We start from the raw sequence: 16768 nt of genomic DNA, 5'->3' as shown, positions 1-16768 counted from the left end.
CCCGCTTAGGACAACGCCTTGGCTTTTTCCGTGACGTCTTCGATCGGGCCGCAGAGGCGGAAAGCATCTTCCGGAACATCATCATGCTTGCCGTCCAATATTTCACGGAAACCGCGTACTGTTTCTTTTACCGGTACATAGGAGCCGGGTTGTCCTGTAAACTGTTCCGCCACGTGGAAGTTCTGAGAAAGGAAAAACTGGATACGGCGTGCGCGGTGTACCACCAGTTTGTCCTCTTCTGACAATTCATCCATACCAAGAATTGCGATGATGTCCTGCAGTTCCTTGTATTTTTGAAGAGTCTGCTGTACTTCCTGAGCCACCTGATAATGGTCGTCTCCAACATATTCAGGAGCCAGGGCCCGCGAGGTGGAGTCGAGCGGATCCACCGCTGGATAAATCCCCATCTCTGTCAAACGGCGCTCCAGGTTTGTCGTAGCATCCAGGTGGGCAAAGGTAGTGGCCGGGGCTGGGTCTGTGTAGTCGTCTGCCGGTACATAGATAGCCTGGATCGATGTAACAGACCCTTTCTTGGTGGAAGTAATACGTTCCTGCAGCTGCCCCATTTCTGTTGCAAGCGTCGGCTGGTAACCAACCGCTGACGGCATACGGCCAAGCAGGGCGGAAACCTCTGAGCCGGCCTGTGTAAAACGATAGATATTATCAATAAAGAGCAGTACGTCGGCCCCGTCGACATCACGGAAATGTTCCGCGAGGGTTAGACCTGTCAATGCAACACGCATACGGGCACCAGGCGGCTCGTTCATTTGACCAAACACCATGGTTGCTTTATTAATAACCCCGGACTCCTGCATTTCAAAGTATAGGTCGTTCCCTTCCCGGGTCCGTTCCCCGACCCCTGCGAAAACGGAGATACCGCCGTGTTCCTGGGCAATGTTATTGATTAATTCCTGAATCAAAACGGTCTTTCCAACACCGGCACCGCCGAACAAGCCGATCTTACCACCTTTAACATATGGAGCAAGCAGATCAACGACTTTTATTCCAGTTTCAAGAATTTCGGTCTCTGTGGACAGCTCGTCAAAGGCTGGAGCCTCCCGGTGGATAGGATCCTTTTTCACTTCCGGTCCAATTGGTTCTCTTTCATCAATTGTTTCCCCGAGTACGTTAAATACTCGTCCAAGGGTTTCTTCCCCTACGGGAACAGAAATAGGGCCGCCTTCATTTGTTACTTCTGCTCCCCGGATCAGTCCGTCTGTGGAACCCATGGCAACCGTGCGTACTGTATCGTTTCCTAGATGCAGCGCAACTTCAAGGGCGACTTCTACGTCTTTAATGTCCTCGGACTGCCCTTTCTGGGAAACAGTTAGAGCGTTATTCAGTTCCGGCAGTTCGCCGCTTTGAAAACTAACGTCAACTACCGGTCCCATAACCTGGGTAACGCGTCCTTTGCTCATATTTTTCCCTCCTATCTAAGTCTTGTGCAACCAAACTATCATTCAAGGGCAGCTGCGCCGCCGACAATTTCACTGATTTCCTGGGTGACCGCAGCTTGTCTCGCCCGATTATAAGACAGCGTCAGGTTATCTATAATCTCATCCGCATTATCACTTGCCGAACTCATGGCTGTCATTCTGGCACCGAATTCACTAGCCTTGGCATCAAGCAGCGCCCCATAAATCAAACTTTCTGCGTACTGTGGCAGCAGCTGTTCTAAAATGGCATCTTCGGAAGGTTCATATTCGTAACTATACGTGGTTTCTGTGTCTTCCGACAGATCTATCAACGGAAGCAGTTTTGTCTCGGTAACTACCTGCTGTATCGCACTGACGAAATGGTTATACCACATATACAGTTCGTCGATTTCTTCCTCCGCAAACATATTCACTGCCAGCCGTGTAATATTTTTAATATCCTGAAAAGAAGGCTCATCCGGAAGTCCGCTAATTTCGTCAAACACCGGGATATCGCGTTTTTTGAGGAGATCCCTTCCGATCCGGCCTAAAACGATAACACCGTATTCCTCTTTGGAATTATGCCGCTCTTCAATCTTATCGAGAAAAGAGCGAAGCAGACTGGCATTATAACCCCCAGCCAAACCCCGGTCGGAAAACATCATAATATATGCTGTTTTTTTCACGGGCCTTTCTTCCAGCATCGGATGGCTGGCACCGGAATTACCGGATGCAATACCGGCTACCACTTCCCGGATCTTTTTCGTGTAAGGTTCATAAGCCTGCGCATTGGTTTGAGCCCGGTTCAGCTTTGCTGCTGAAACCATCTCCATTGCCTTGGTGATTTGTTTCGTTTTCTTTGTTGAGCCAATGCGGTTTTTAATCTCACGTAAAGAGGCCACCTGTTTTCACCACCTTTTTTTACACTGGTACCGCTGAACAAACGTTAGGAGTGGGCGGAGAAGCGTGCTTCCCCGCTGTTATTTCGATACATTAAATGTCTTTTTGAATCCTTCAATCGCATTATTGAAGTCTTCGCTTTCAGGAAGCTGGCCGGTTTCGCGGATCGAATTCAGCAGTTCCTTATGGTTGGAATCCAGGTAAACAAAAAGATCAGACTCAAAACGCTGAATGTCTTTTACCGGAATGTCATCCAGGAAGCCGCTTGTGAGGGCGTATAATATAGCCACCTGTTTTTCTACCGGCTGCGGCTGATGCAGTCCCTGCTTCAGCACTTCAACGGTACGTTCCCCGCGGGAGAGTTTCGCCTGCGTAGATTCATCAAGATCAGAACCGAACTGAGCAAAAGCTTCCAATTCACGGAAGGATGCCAGATCCAGACGCAGAGTCCCGGAGACCTTTTTCATCGCTTTGATTTGGGCGGAACCGCCGACACGGGATACTGAAATTCCCGGGTTCACCGCAGGTCTGACACCAGAGTGGAATAAATCGGACTGCAGGAATATCTGACCGTCGGTAATGGAAATGACGTTTGTTGGAATATAAGCACCAACGTCCCCGGCCTGGGTTTCAATAAATGGAAGCGCGGTTAACGATCCGGCTCCTTTTTCATCACTTAATTTCGCGGAACGTTCCAACAAGCGGGAATGCAGGTAGAATACGTCCCCTGGAAATGCTTCACGTCCCGGCGGACGACGGAGCAAGAGAGAAAGTTCACGATAAGCCGCTGCCTGCTTGGTCAGGTCATCATAAACGACAAGTACGTGCTTTCCGTTGTACATAAAATCTTCACCCATGGAAACCCCGGCATACGGCGCAAGGTATAGAAGCGGTGCGGGGTCGGAAGCCCCTGCGTTAACAACAATCGTGTAATCCAGGGCGCCTTTCTGACGGAACGTTTCCACCACTCCGGAAACCGTGGATTCTTTCTGGCCGATCGCAACATAAATACAGAGAATATCTTCCTCTTTCTGATTGATAATAGTATCCATGGCAATAGATGTTTTCCCAATCTGGCGGTCCCCGATAATCAATTCACGCTGGCCGCGGCCGATTGGAATCATGGAGTCAATGGCCTTAATACCTGTCTGCAGCGGTTCATGCACAGATTTACGGTCCATGACCCCGGGCGCCGGACTTTCGATCGGTCGGGTTCTTGTGGTTTCAATTGCACCCTGGCCGTCCAAAGGCTGCCCCAGCGGGTTTACAACGCGCCCCAGCAGTTCTTCGCCGACCGGTACCTCCATTATACGTCCGGTCCGTTTTACTTCATCGCCTTCGCGGATGTCTGTATATGGTCCAAGAATAATAATACCAACATTATTTTCTTCCAGGTTCTGCGCCATTCCCATGACGCCGTTAGAGAATTCAACCAGTTCCCCGGCCATGACGTTCTCCAGGCCATGAGCACGCGCAATCCCGTCACCAATCTGGATGACAGTTCCTACTTCGTTCGCTTTGACATCAGATTGAAAATTTTCAATCTGCTGCTTTATGAGAGAGCTAATCTCATCCGATTTAATGCTCATTAACGTTCACCCCTATCCTCTATCGTTTTCCGGAGACCAGATTACGTTCCATTCGATTCAGCTGACCTTTTATACTGCCGTCAAAAATCATATCTCCCAGATGAACTTTCAGACCGCCGATCAGATCAGGATCCAGTTCATTTTTAATATAAAGGGTGTCTTTGCCGGCTTTTTCAGCGAATGTTTTAGAAATCATGTCCCGCTCTTCTTCTGAAAGTGGTTTAACCGTAGTCACAAGAGCGTGCCCTACTTTCCACTCTTCGTCCACCAGTTCTTCAAACTTGTCTATCATATAAACCACGGAATCGATTCTTTTCTTTTCCAGCATAAGCATAAGAAGCCGCTGTACTGAGTCGCTGACAGCAGCAAACCCATCGTTAAGCAGAGTTTCCTTCTTCTCTTTCGTTACCTTTGGGTGTTCAAGCAGTTCAAGAAGCTCCTTATTTTCCGTAAATACTTCCTTCACCGCTGTCAGTTCAGAACGATGCTGCTCCAGCATGTTCTTTTCTTTTGAAAGTTCAAACAGGGCCTGAGCGTACCGATTTGCTGCTGCTCTTGTCATAGCCGGTCGCCTGCCTCTTTGACATAATCTTCAATGAGCTGTTCCTGTTCTTTTTCGTCCAGCTCTTTTTCGATGATTTTCGATGCAATCATCACAGAGAGGGTTCCAACTTGTTCGCGCAATTCGGCTATAGCCTGCTCTTTTTCACGGGCAATATCGGCCTGTGCATTTTCTTTGAGACGCTCAGCTTCTGCTCTCGATTGGGCAATAATGTCTTCTCCCTGTTTTTCACTGGTCTTTTTCGCATTCTCTATAATGGACTGCGCTTCATCGCGCGCGCGTTCCACTTCCCGGCGCTGTTCTTCTAAATATTTTTCTGAGTCCTGACGGTTTTTCTCGGCCGTTTCAATTTCAGAAGCAATATGTTCTTCCCGTTCCTTCATCATGTTCATAATAGGTCCCCACGCGTATTTGCGGAGGATCAGCAGAAGGATAATAAAGGTTACAAGAGAAAATACTACATCTCCCCAATAAATGACTTCTGGCACGGAATTCACTCCTTTCGGTTGTTATACAAAAGGAATGGCGAAGCGTCGCTCTACGGACTTCGCCATTAACATTAACCATTTGACGGTGCCGCTCTACTGCCCCATAACGATAAATGCAATAACGATCGCGATGATCGGAAGGGCCTCAACAAGGGCAATACCAATAAACATGAGTGTCTGAAGCGTACCTTTTAGTTCCGGCTGACGAGCTACCCCTTCTAATGTACCTTTTACGATTAACCCGTTACCAATACCTGCACCGATTGCTCCTAGACCTGCTGCAATTGCTGCTGCTAATAATCCCATTTAAATATCCTCCCTTAATTTAAATATAAATGAATAATGATATTCCATCCTTTAGTGTTCATCTGAAACCTTGTGTGACAGATAGACCATGGTAAGCATTAAAAAGATAAACGCCTGAATGGCACCAATGAATATACTGAATGCCTGCCAGGCAATCATCGGAATTCCGGCACCAAGGGCCCCAAGCAGACTGGCTCCCCCTACGCTGGTAAGCAGCGTCAGAAGAATTTCCTTCGCATACAAGTTACCGAAAAGCCGCATTCCCAGGGTCAGCGTGTTGGCAAATTCCTCTAAAATGTTCAGTGGTAAAAGGAAGGGAACCGGCCTCAAATAATCCTTGCCGTATTCTTTCATACCCTTCATTTTTATACCGTAAAAATGAGTAAGAACGATAACCATGACAGCAAACGTCATCGTAATCACAGGATCGGCCGTCGGCGATTTCCACCACAATTCATGGGTTTCCTGGTTGACCAGCATAAATGGAATACCGAGCATATTGGCCACAAAGATGAGTAAAAAGATAGTGATGCCCAGCCCGAAAAAACGCTCGCCGGTTTTCCAATCCATCGTACTGTTAATGGTGTTCTTTATAAAGTCGATAATCCATTCGAATGCATTTTGTATCCCGGTTGGCTTCATCTTTAAGTTTCTGGCACTGAAAAAACCGATACAGAATACAATAAGTGCAGCTATTGTAAGCATGAGAACATTCGACAGATTGATATGAAACCCGGAGATCCCAAACAGATCATGGACTATTGGTGATTCATGGTCCATTGCATATTACCCCCCTTACTATATACTGGCATGCTGATTTCCTATCCCTGTTGCCGCTTCTTCGCTCTTTGTTTGTCATCGATGAAAAGGGTTGTCCATGTTTATGTGGTCTTTTTTTTAAACAAGGAGTGAAGAAGAATGATAATGTATGGTGTCATTATGCCGGTAACAAGTCCTGCAAGGTGAAAGTGTTCAGGAAATTGCAGGAAAAGAGCTGCTATAAGCGCTCCTGTGGCGAGCCTTGCCAACAATCCTATGGTAAAAGCTTTCTTCTGTTTCTCGGCGGCGTCTCCAATTTTTTTTACATCGCGGTACATACTCCACATATTAAAAAGGCCGATAACCGCCCCGAGAACCAAACTTGCAAAAAAGCTGCTGTATGGAGTAAACCCCCATCCGACCACATACAACGCTAATACATACAACGTCAACTGAACATAACGCCTCGTCTCTGCTGCAAAGGTGCTCATTTCTGGTCGTCCCCGTTTCCCAGATAACGGTTGAGCAGACGGACTAGTCCGTATACTCCGCCTCCAAGTCCTGCCAGGAGACCAATGACCATAAATAAGGGGGCTGTGCCCCATTGATCATCGAGCCATCTGCCGCCAAAGACCCCGATTAACAGAGGCCCAACTAAATACGACAACACGGCTGATGTTAAAGCCGCAGACTGGAACGGTTTTGGAGACTTTTGCTTGTCTGCCATGTCGCCCTCCATTCGCCATAACATCCCGGCAGCCCGGAAAAGGGTATTTCCTGTAGTGGGCCGTGTAACAGAAAATGCCGAAAAATGGCAGCATCCGTTTTGTACAGAGATCGATGTCAGCTAATTCGTTCATTCTTATCAGCAAGTATCGAAATATGTAAACCCTCTCACATACCCTTTGTCATCGTACAATAGCCAACCCCTTCTGTCAATCCTTAATACAGAAAAAGTCCTTGTCATAATAGGCTTTTCCCGTTTTTCTTTTGTGGCAATTAAGTGACAATTTTTACAAGAAAATAAACAGTTCCAATAGCTGCAAATTTATTGTAGACTGTGCTGATTTATTCCATTTTTTTCTTTATTTTGAAAAGTTTACAAACGGCATAAATTCAAGGCAGAGCAAAGGACGCCTTGAACTTATGCGGAAATATAGAAAACTGTTAGGAGCGGGGTGCCGGGGAGCGGTTCAAGGTTTTTCGTTCTAATTGAACGAATGTTTCAAGGGTTTCTTCTTTATTTCCGGATTTTGCATAAACCACCGCGCGGTACAACCCTTCCGGCACGTCAATGTCTTCTTTTTTTAGTTTCTTTTTGAACAATCCGGATTCCACATTTTCCTCCTGATCCAGGATCCCTTCGTAGGCAAAGGTATCTGGATCATAAAGGGCGATTTGGAACTCTTCCGCCCCTCCCGGCATATAGGCTTCATACTGAAAGCCGGAACCAGAAGAGGGCTGCAGTTCAAACGCGCCGATTCTTGGGTATCCGGGTTCATTAATAAACAACAGATAAGGGACTTCCACCGGCTCTCTGCCGCCCCGTACCTGTACTGTCCCGTGCAGATGATCATAGTCCACAGCCCCCGCGTCAATGTCCACCTGTATCGTTACTTCTTTTGTTTCGCCCGGCGGAATCGTAACACTTGCCGGCAATTGCCAGCGCACCCCCAAAAATGGTTCTCTATCGACCTGGAAAGAATACGTGCGGGTTTGGTTTGAATGATTCTCCACCAGTATTTTCTGTTCATGGGCCGTTTCTGTTTTTCCGAGAGACCAGACCCCAAATGAGAGGGTGCCGGGCTGAATCAGCGTATCGGCTTTCACAGCCCTGGCAAGATCTACTCTGCCCGCTCCCTGAACAAACGGCGGATACGCACTGCCTTCTTCGTCTGTTAACGTGACTGCCGTATTCATGAGAGCCGCCTTAACCTGTTCCGGTTCCCACTCCGGATGAGCCTGTTTCAATAAAGCTGCTGCGCCGGCAATATGCGGGGCAGCCATACTCGTTCCATTTAAGGAAAGGTAGCCTTGAGGAACCGTAGAGTCAATATCCACTCCGGGAGCAACAATGTCCGGTTTAATCGCCCACGATTGGGTAACGGGCCCTCTGGAACTGAAAAAAGCCATATGATCCGTTTCTTCTTCCAAAATAGTCCGCAGTACTGGAGCATAATCTTCGTTGTTGGCTTGGACAGCCTCCTTTAACTTTTCTCCCTCTTCCTTTGCTATGGTGATCGCCGGCAGTGGCTGAACTTCGTTCGTTTTCGCTAAAAAACCGCCGGCGACGTTATTATAAATGATCACCGCATCGGCGCCGGATTTTCTCGCGTTTACAATCTTGCGAACAAGCGGGATCCCTCCGCGTTCAATCAGAACGGCCTTCCCTCTCACATTTTGCAGGTCTTCTTTCAGACCCAGCCCCCCGTCTACCAGCGGGAGATCCCGTTTAAATTCCCACGGGGCCGTCCCCTGTACGGGCTGGAGATCAATCGAAAGCTCAGGCTGTTCAAACAGTGTCAGCTTTGGCATGCGAAGCGGCGGGATGGAAGCTCCCACCGAGATAGCTTTATTTGACGTGCCCGGCGAGCCGACGCTCCACATGGACGGACCGCTGTTGCCACTTGAAGTCACAGCCACTATTCCAGCTTCGGCTGCTTTATCCAGGGCCTTGCTCGTCGGCCAGTCCGGCCCGTTGATCGGACTCCCCAGAGATAGATTCAACACATCTACTTCATCTTCAATTGCTTTTTCGACAGCAGCCAGAATCTGCTCCGTCGACCCTTGGCCGCCGGGGCCAAGAGCCCGGTACATATATAAGTCTGCTTCCGGGGCCACGCCGCGGACGGAGCCGTTGGCAGCTATAATTCCAGCTACATGGGTTCCATGCACGGTGGGCTCTTCGCCGTCTGAAGATTTTCCCTCTACCGGGTCCCTGTCCTGATCCACAAAATCGTACCCGCCCTTATAATTATTGTGTAAGTCCGGATGATTATAATCGATCCCAGTATCAATAATACCAACTTTTATCCCTTTTCCCGTCAGCCTGGCCCCTCTTTCCTCCAACGCTCCGCGAACAGCTTCTGCCCCTATAAATGGAACACTGTCATTTATTTCTGTTTCGTAAGCTACCGCAGGGTCTGTTCTTTCTATTCCTTCTATCTTATTTAAACCGCCTGTTTGATTCCCGGGTATTTCTACGGCAAAGCCCCGGAAGCCTTTTTCATAAGTGGTCTTCACGGTTAATCCGGGAATTTCCTTTTCCATGTTCTGCCGCACTTCAGCCAAGGACGCGTTTTCCTCGACCGCTACTATAAGCGCCGCTTCTTCTTCGGCTTCCGCGTTTTGACCGCCGGCCGCCCAACAAGTGATCACAATCCATGCTGCCAAACATACGGTGGTGATCTTTCTCCTGGCTTCTGCTCCCATAGCTCTGCCTCCTGTCTGTCTCTTGGTTTTAGGTTGCAGCATTGAGACAGATTTATACAGAGGCTGCTTTTCCCGCCTTTGCAGAAAGACCGCCGCTCTTATTACACAAAAAAGCTCCAGCCTTCAGCTGAAGCATTTTTTGTCTTATTTCGTGCCGAAGAGGCGGTCTCCTGCATCTCCAAGCCCCGGTACGATATAACCTTTTTCATTTAATTTTTCATCAAGCGAAGCCAGGTAAATATCCACATCCGGGTGGGCCTGCTGCACTTCTTCCGTCCCCTCCGGTGCGGCGATCAAACACATTAATTTAATATTTGTTGCACCGCGTTTTTTCAGGCTTGCGATGGCATCTACCGCAGAGCCTCCCGTCGCCAGCATCGGATCGACTACAATAAATTCTCGTTCCTCGACATCGCTGGGAAGCTTCACATAATATTCCACCGGCTTTAATGTTTCCGGATCACGATATAATCCTACGTGACCCACTTTAGCAGCCGGAATCAGCTTTAAAATGCCGTCTGACATTCCGAGGCCCGCCCGTAAAATCGGGACAACCCCTAATTTTTTCCCGGCGAGCGTATGGGACTGAGCTGGACCTACCGGAGTTTCCACGGTCACTTCCTGAAGCTGGAGATGACGCGTAATCTCAAAAGCCATCAGGGTCGCCACTTCGTCCACGAGTTCCCGAAACTCTTTCGTTCCTGTAGAAACATCCCTAATAAAAGTCAGCTTATGTTGAATCAGCGGATGATCTAATACATGTACTTTTCCCATATAATGCTTAGCTCCTTTGTGCCGGAATCCTCCCGGTATATAATAATGGTGCTGGAAACGCACCACACCATTCTTTTGAAATTCTACAGAAAAACAAAATTCCCTTCAAGAGGTGAGGAAAAGCCCCACGATTCTGATTATTTTTTTAAACTGTGCTTCACAGGATACAGGTCAGAGTGAAAATTAAAGGCGAGGCCCCTTGCGGACATTTTTTCCGCTATCAGGGCTCCGGAGCGCTTTTTTTAAGCTAAAAAGAGGAAATAACGGAATAAATGTCCCATCCCGCCTTCAAAATGGGGGAAATCGAAGCAATAGAGGAATAAATGTCCGACCAATAATCAGCTGGCAGCAACCCAGGAGACTCTAAACGCGCCTTCCTGCTCAGCACAGCGCATCTCTGTCCTTCCAAGGGCCCGCGTTGCCCCGACGCCCTAAGACAAACCGAACGATTCATCAGAATCGTTCGGCCTATTGTTATCTTATAGATTCGGGTACATGGGGAATTTGGCGGTGAGGGCATCGACGCGCTCGGCTGCTTCTTTTAGCTTTTCTTCGTGATCATGATTTTTCAATGTGAGCGCCATTACAGCCCCAACTTCATCCATTTCTTCTTCTCCAAAACCGCGGGAGGTCACCGCTGCTGTTCCTATTCGAATGCCGCTGGTGACAAACGGGCTTTCCGGATCAAATGGAATAGCGTTTTTATTTGTGGTTAAGCCAACTTCATCCAGTGCTTTTTCAGCAATTTTACCAGTGATGCCGAGGCTTTGCAGATCAAGCAGCAGCAAATGATTGTCGGAGCCGCCGGAGACAAGATCGATGCCGGCGTGCTGGAGGGCGGAACCAAGACGCTTTGAATTTTTCACGATGTTTTCGGAGTATGTCTTGAATTCATCCTGCAGCGCTTCCCCAAAGGCAACTGCTTTGGCAGCAATCACGTGCATCAGCGGTCCGCCCTGAAGTCCTGGAAAGACAGCTTTGTCAATCTTTTTGGCAAACTGTTCTTCGCACAGGACAAGTCCTCCGCGGGGACCACGCAGCGTTTTATGAGTGGTTGTGGTTACAAAATGAGAATGCGGGACTGGATTCTGGTGAACCCCTGCTGCCACCAGTCCTGCAATATGAGCCATATCCACCATTAAGTAGGCTCCGACTTCGTCCGCAATTTCACGGAATTTTTTAAAGTCGATGGAACGGGGGTACGCGCTGGCCCCGGCTACGATCAGTTTTGGCTGATGTTCTTTGGCCGCTTCGAGGACCGCATCATAGTCGATCACCTGATCTTCTTTTGTTACTCCGTAATCCACAAAATTGTACTGCACGCCGCTAAAGTTAACAGGACTGCCGTGAGTAAGATGGCCGCCGTGGGACAAATTCATGCCGAGTACGGTATCCCCCGGCTCCAGTGCCGTATAATAAACGGCCATGTTTGCCTGAGCCCCGGAGTGAGGCTGAACATTTACATGTTCTGCTCCGAACAATTCTTTGGCCCGGTCGCGGGCAAGGTCTTCCACCACATCGACGTACTCACAGCCGCCGTAGTAGCGGCGCCCCGGGTAGCCTTCCGCATATTTATTGGTCAGCACCGAACCTTGCGCCTCCATCACCGCCTGGCTGACAAAGTTTTCAGATGCGATTAATTCGATTTTATCACGCTGGCGCTGCAGTTCATCCTGCATGGCGGCATATACTCCCGGATCCTGGGTTTTGATTGTTTCCATCAGAGGTAACTCCTTTCTCTCCTTGAACTCTCTCTTTCGTTTTTTCAAGTCCTTAACATCATTCATAGGGTATTGTAACATGAATATTTTCCTTAAACCCGTATTTTATTTAAAAAAATCATAAAAATATTAAGCTTCTGGGTATCTAGCGCGTGCTCCGCCAATCAGTTTCGGTCTTGTGACAGCCATCGTAACATGCGCTTCTCCAATGGAAGAGACGCTTCCCCGGACTGGTACGGCTACATGTTTCAGATGCATGCCGATGAAGGTATCGCCAATATCAATGCCTGCATCAGCCTGAACGTGTTCCACAACAACCGGGTCGGAAAGCGAAGCATAAGCGTGGGCTGCCATGGCACCTCCGGCCCGGCGGTGCGGGATAACGGTGACTTCCTCCCAGCGGAATTCCGTGGCTGCCGCTCTTTCCATGACCAGGGCGCGGTTGATATGCTCACAGCCCTGAAAGACAAGATGAACCCCTGTCTTTTGCTGAAAGGCGGCCAGCACATCATATAGTGCTTCTGCTGCTTCTTCTGAACCGGCAGAACCGATCTGGCTGCCTATCACCTCACTTGTACTGGCTCCAATCACCAATAATTTAGTGTTATCCAGTACCGACCGTTCACGCAGCAGTTCCAGACATGATTGAAGAGACGTCTGCCACTCTTTCATTTGATCGTTCATCTGGATCACCTCTTATTTCTAAGATACCACACATCCGGACGGCTCGGAATAATTCGGCCCTGAAAGCGGCTAAAGATACAAAAAAGCAGGGCCCGAGGCCGGCCCCGCTTGTTTATTTTTCCTCCATCGCCATCATTTTCTCCACTCGGTCGGCATGGCGGCCCCCTTCAAACTCTGTGTCGAGCCATGCTTTCACGATTTCTCCGGCATGGCCGGGTCCCACGACCCGCTCTCCCATCGCAAGAATATTGCTGTTATTATGGGCCCTTGATGCTTTGGCGCTGAACACATCGTGACAAAGGGCACAGCGGATCCCCTTTATTTTGTTCGCAGAAATGGAAATGCCGATACCAGTCCCGCAAATTAATATTCCTTTATCCACGGTGCCTGCCGCAACACTTTCCGCAACTGGCGCGGCATAATCCGGATAATCCACCGAATCCTCACAATTGCAGCCGTGATCTTCGATTTCTATCTCCATTTCTTTGAGGATTTTTACGACTTCTGCTTTTAATTTATGACCAGCATGGTCCGAGCCGATTGCTAATTTCATTCGACCAACCTCCTGTCTTTTCTCTTATGTTCTCACGTTAGGCTGATGTTGTAAATTTATCAATCGTTTTTTTCAATTTTTCGGACTCCCGGGAAAGGTATTCGGCGGTGCCGGCACTGTTTTTTATGATCTCAGACTGGGTATCTGCTGCAGACGTCACTTCCATGGCTCCCGCCGAGGTTTGTTCGGCAATCGCAGCTACTTCCTGAGATTCCCTGGACGTTTGTTCAATAGCCTCCATCTGGCGGTCAATCAGCCCGGTTATTTGTTCTACCGACGAAGCCACCGTCTGCACGGAACTTTCCATTTGTTCAAAGGCACTGTTTGTTTCGCTGCCCTTCTGCGACTCGCGGCTGGCTACTTCCATCTGGTTTTCTATTTTTCCTACTACATTTCCGACTTCTGACTGGATGCTTTGAATTAAGCCGCGGACGTCCTGTACTGCTTTCGCACTTTCATCAGCCAGTTTTCTAACTTCGTCTGCCACCACAGCAAACCCTTTTCCATATTCACCGGCCCGGGCCGCTTCAATAGATGCGTTTAAAGCAAGCAGGTTGGTCTGATCCGAGATATCGCCGACCAGTCCAATAATTTCTCCGATTTTCTGGGCCTGCTGATCGAGGGATTTCACAGCAGAGCGTGATTCCTTATTGTCCTCTTCCAGCTGCTTGATCCCTTCTACGAGAGAATGAATCACCTGTTTGTTCTCATCAAGGGTCGTCACCATCTGTGCTGCAGATTCCTGGGAATTCCGGGCTTTGGCCTGCACCTGACCGGCGAGGTCCGTCACTTCTTCCATGGATTCGGCTGTATTCTGTATTGCATTCGCGGAATTTTCCGCCCCCGAAGCAATATCATGGACGGTGCCGGTAATGGTTTCCGCCTGAGCGGAGGCCTCCTCCGAAGCTTTCGTTATCTCCAATACTTGTTTATTCGTTTCAGTAAAATTATTTTCAATATCGTTAACCATGGTTCGCAGGTTTTCCAGCATGTCATTGTAGGCCAGGCCGAGAGCCCGGAATTCGTCATCTGATTTGATGACCTGCACATCGTCTTCCAAATGACCCGCCGCCGCCTTTCTGGCCGAAGTTTCAAGGCGTTTTAACGGCCGTGTGATCAGCGGGGCGGAGGCAAACGCTAATATACCGCTCCACAGCCATCCCAGCACAAGGGTAGTAACAATAAATAAATCATTAGAAATTCCTAAAGCTTCCGGGAGCATGTCCCCTAATACAAAAATGAAAAAAGCACTGGTCCCGTACGTCACAATGGATAAAACGCTGATACCAAGGACCAGTTTTTTCCGAATACTGAATGAGTATTTTTTTCGCTTTCCCTTCACAAGCCGTCACCATTCCTTTTCCAGTTTTTCAAGTACCGCTTCTATGAGCTGCTCCACTTCTTTGGCGGTACTCCGATACGTTTCCATCGTTCCGCCAATCGGATCCTTGATGTCTCCTTTTTCGTTCTCTGTATCCGCGGCAAACTCTCTCATGGTAAATATTTTATCGGCTGCTTCCGGGAAATGTTGAACGGCCATTTCGTGATGATTTTTTGTCATCGTCAGTATAATATCCGCCCACTCCACCCGTTCCTTCGTCAACGGTCTGGCGGCATGGCGAAAGGAGATATCCCTTTCTTTTAAAATCTCTATGGTTTCCTTGGAGGCAAGCATGCCTGGCTGGGCCGCGACTCCTGCAGATAACACTTCTATATTTTCTTTTCCTTTTGCCTGAAGCAGAGCTTCTGCCATCGGGCTGCGGCACGTATTACCGGTACAGACAAACAGCACATGAATCATGCTCGAATCCTTCCTTTAACGATAGTCTTATTTATTCATTATTTTATCACATCTGGCAGGGTATGCCGTTTAAAGGATAAGTTTTAAACCAAGTCCAAGCAGTATCATCCCTCCGGCAATCTCTCCTAAGCTGCCAAACATGCTTTGCAGTCTTCCCCCGAGCACAAGCCCTGTCCATGTAAAAAATGCACTAAACAATCCGAACAGGACGAGCACTTTCATCCAGGAGGTCTGAAGAATGCCGAGGGTGATCCCGATCGAAAAACTGTCCAGACTGACCAGCAGCGAAAAAAATAAAATACCGATCCCTCTTGGGACAATAGGAACTTCACTTTCCTCTCCCTTCCTGGAAGCAGACCACACCATCTGTAATCCTACGATAAGAAGAAGAAAGCCCCCTGTCATTAATGCAGCTTTTTCAAAGGATGCTGCTATCCAGCGCCCGCCAAACAGCCCAAAACACGGCATGACCATATGAAAAAAACCAACGGTAAGCGCTGTTTTCATCCTATTGATATGTTTTGTCTGGTTCATTGCCACGGCCAGAGACATAGAAAAAGCATCCATGCTCAGCGCAGCAGCGATTCCACTTAACACGATCCAGCCTTCCATTTGATGCGCTCCTTTCCAGACATGCTTATACACTTTATGCATGTCCGGGCCGGAACATTCAGGAACTGGAAGCCGCTTTCCGTAAACGATTCATGATGGCTGCTCCGATTTCTGTTTCTGGAAAGGTTTCACAAAATATCATGTCCACCTGACTTTGATCTGCGGTGCGGAGGCTATCGTATAAGCGCGAAGCGATTTCACGAAGATCATGCCGGGAACCCAGGGAAATAAAGACATCGGCCTCGTTCTGATAGGCCGGTTTGTTTTCCTCGACAGCCATTACTCCTACTTTGCTTCCCTGTTTTTTTTCCTCTATCAGCCGCCCGTGCATATCGCCTTCCATTAATACCAGCGGCGAAGACGGGGCATAATGCCGGTATTTCATTCCCGGGGCTTTCGGGGCTTCTCTTTTCTCAGAATGCTCTTTCTGAAAAACAAGATCGTCCCCCAGAACCTCGGTAATCTGCTCCAGGGTTACCCCGCCCGGCCTCAGAATAACCGCCTGTCCGCCTGTACAATCCACCACGGTGGATTCAAGTCCATACCCCGCTTCTCCGCCCTGCAAAATCCCGGCAATTCTTCCATTCAGGTCATAATGAACGTGTTCGGCTTTTGTTGGGCTGGGACGTCCTGAACGGTTGGCACTTGGCGCGGCCACCGGGACACCAGCCGTGTTAATTAAAGCGCGTGCGACTATATGATCCGGCATCCGTATCCCAACTGTAGAAAGACCGGCCGTGACCTTATCCGATACAGTACTGCTTCGCGGAACAACCAGGGTGAGCGGTCCCGGCCAAAAAGCTTCCGCCAGTGTTTCGGCCATGGCCGGGATACTGGAGCACAAATCATTCCACTGTTCTTTCTTTCCAATATGAACAATAAGTGGGTTGTCTCCCGGCCTGCCCTTGGCTTGATATATTTTATCCACAGCCGCGTCACTTAAAGCGTTTGCCCCGAGACCGTACACCGTCTCCGTCGGAAAAGCTACTGTTTCTCCGTTTTTTATACACAGCCCTGCTTCCTTTACTTCAGGGGGAAGCGGCTGTTCTTCCTTCCAATTATCCACATTCCATAAGTTTGTTTGTTTATAACTCACCGTAAGACCCCTTTCTGCTCGTTCCAATGACCCCTATTATTATAAGAATAAATCCTTTAATCAGGCAAACACGAAA

At 48.6% G+C, this 16768-nt stretch carries 18 protein-coding genes; all 18 read right to left on the bottom strand.

The window, feature by feature from the left end; genetic code table 11:
* Positions 1 to 5: 5 nt before the first annotated feature.
* Positions 6 to 1418, bottom strand: a complete 1413-nt coding sequence (gene atpD, locus G475_RS0114150) for a F0F1 ATP synthase subunit beta (protein ID WP_026701849.1) — start codon at positions 1416 to 1418, stop codon at positions 6 to 8.
* Positions 1419 to 1456: 38 nt separating this feature from the next.
* A complete protein-coding gene (gene atpG, locus G475_RS0114145) occupies positions 1457 to 2317 on the bottom strand; it encodes an ATP synthase F1 subunit gamma (RefSeq protein ID WP_026701848.1) in 861 nt (286 codons plus the stop codon).
* Between the two features lie 78 nt (positions 2318 to 2395).
* Positions 2396 to 3904 (bottom strand): F0F1 ATP synthase subunit alpha, encoded by a 1509-nt coding sequence (atpA, locus tag G475_RS0114140; protein WP_026701847.1) that lies wholly within the window; start codon positions 3902 to 3904, stop codon positions 2396 to 2398.
* 19 nt (positions 3905 to 3923) lie between these two features.
* Positions 3924 to 4466 carry a F0F1 ATP synthase subunit delta gene (locus G475_RS0114135; protein ID WP_026701846.1) on the bottom strand — a complete coding sequence of 181 codons (543 nt, stop codon included), beginning with the start codon at positions 4464 to 4466 and terminating at the stop codon, positions 3924 to 3926.
* On the bottom strand, positions 4463 to 4954 hold the full coding sequence (gene atpF, locus G475_RS0114130; protein WP_051302537.1) for a F0F1 ATP synthase subunit B: 492 nt from the start codon (positions 4952 to 4954) through the stop codon (positions 4463 to 4465). Before atpF ends, G475_RS0114135 begins: the two co-directional genes overlap by 4 nt.
* A gap of 93 nt (positions 4955 to 5047) precedes the next feature.
* Entirely contained in the window at positions 5048 to 5260 is a 213-nt protein-coding gene (gene atpE, locus G475_RS0114125; RefSeq protein ID WP_026701844.1) for a F0F1 ATP synthase subunit C, read from the bottom strand.
* Between the two features lie 51 nt (positions 5261 to 5311).
* Positions 5312 to 6040, bottom strand: coding sequence for a F0F1 ATP synthase subunit A (gene atpB, locus G475_RS0114120; protein ID WP_026701843.1), 729 nt, complete (start codon positions 6038 to 6040; stop codon positions 5312 to 5314).
* A 101-nt stretch (positions 6041 to 6141) separates the two neighbouring features.
* Positions 6142 to 6510 carry an ATP synthase subunit I gene (locus tag G475_RS0114115; protein WP_026701842.1) on the bottom strand — a complete coding sequence of 123 codons (369 nt, stop codon included), beginning with the start codon at positions 6508 to 6510 and terminating at the stop codon, positions 6142 to 6144.
* Positions 6507 to 6746 carry an AtpZ/AtpI family protein gene (locus G475_RS0114110; protein ID WP_026701841.1) on the bottom strand — a complete coding sequence of 80 codons (240 nt, stop codon included), beginning with the start codon at positions 6744 to 6746 and terminating at the stop codon, positions 6507 to 6509. The genes G475_RS0114115 and G475_RS0114110 overlap by 4 nt, the downstream gene beginning before the upstream one ends.
* Positions 6747 to 7186: 440 nt before the next feature.
* Positions 7187 to 9451: a S8 family serine peptidase gene (locus tag G475_RS25165; protein WP_051302535.1), complete on the bottom strand. Its 2265-nt coding sequence runs from the start codon at positions 9449 to 9451 to the stop codon at positions 7187 to 7189.
* 144 nt (positions 9452 to 9595) lie between these two features.
* Positions 9596 to 10225 carry a uracil phosphoribosyltransferase gene (gene upp, locus G475_RS0114090; RefSeq protein ID WP_026701840.1) on the bottom strand — a complete coding sequence of 210 codons (630 nt, stop codon included), beginning with the start codon at positions 10223 to 10225 and terminating at the stop codon, positions 9596 to 9598.
* A 479-nt stretch (positions 10226 to 10704) separates the two neighbouring features.
* On the bottom strand, positions 10705 to 11946 hold the full coding sequence (gene glyA / locus G475_RS0114085) for a serine hydroxymethyltransferase (protein WP_026701839.1): 1242 nt from the start codon (positions 11944 to 11946) through the stop codon (positions 10705 to 10707).
* A 129-nt stretch (positions 11947 to 12075) separates the two neighbouring features.
* Positions 12076 to 12630 (bottom strand): TIGR01440 family protein, encoded by a 555-nt coding sequence (locus G475_RS0114080; protein WP_026701838.1) that lies wholly within the window; start codon positions 12628 to 12630, stop codon positions 12076 to 12078.
* Between the two features lie 112 nt (positions 12631 to 12742).
* Positions 12743 to 13183, bottom strand: a complete 441-nt coding sequence (rpiB, locus tag G475_RS0114075) for a ribose 5-phosphate isomerase B (protein WP_026701837.1) — start codon at positions 13181 to 13183, stop codon at positions 12743 to 12745.
* A gap of 37 nt (positions 13184 to 13220) precedes the next feature.
* Entirely contained in the window at positions 13221 to 14525 is a 1305-nt protein-coding gene (locus tag G475_RS0114070; RefSeq protein ID WP_026701836.1) for a methyl-accepting chemotaxis protein, read from the bottom strand.
* Between the two features lie 6 nt (positions 14526 to 14531).
* Positions 14532 to 14984: a low molecular weight protein arginine phosphatase gene (locus G475_RS0114065; protein ID WP_026701835.1), complete on the bottom strand. Its 453-nt coding sequence runs from the start codon at positions 14982 to 14984 to the stop codon at positions 14532 to 14534.
* Between the two features lie 69 nt (positions 14985 to 15053).
* Positions 15054 to 15596 (bottom strand): manganese efflux pump MntP, encoded by a 543-nt coding sequence (locus tag G475_RS0114060; RefSeq protein WP_026701834.1) that lies wholly within the window; start codon positions 15594 to 15596, stop codon positions 15054 to 15056.
* A 58-nt stretch (positions 15597 to 15654) separates the two neighbouring features.
* Positions 15655 to 16692 carry an L-threonylcarbamoyladenylate synthase gene (locus tag G475_RS0114055; protein WP_026701833.1) on the bottom strand — a complete coding sequence of 346 codons (1038 nt, stop codon included), beginning with the start codon at positions 16690 to 16692 and terminating at the stop codon, positions 15655 to 15657.
* Positions 16693 to 16768 lie beyond the last annotated feature (76 nt).

It is taken from the genome of Salibacterium aidingense DSM 18341, assembly GCF_000429685.1.
In the GTDB taxonomy this organism is placed as follows: Bacteria; Bacillota; Bacilli; order Bacillales; family Marinococcaceae; genus Salibacterium; species Salibacterium aidingense.
The sequence above is the reverse complement of the archived record's forward strand: the minus strand, read 5'-3'. Positions and strand labels throughout refer to the sequence as shown.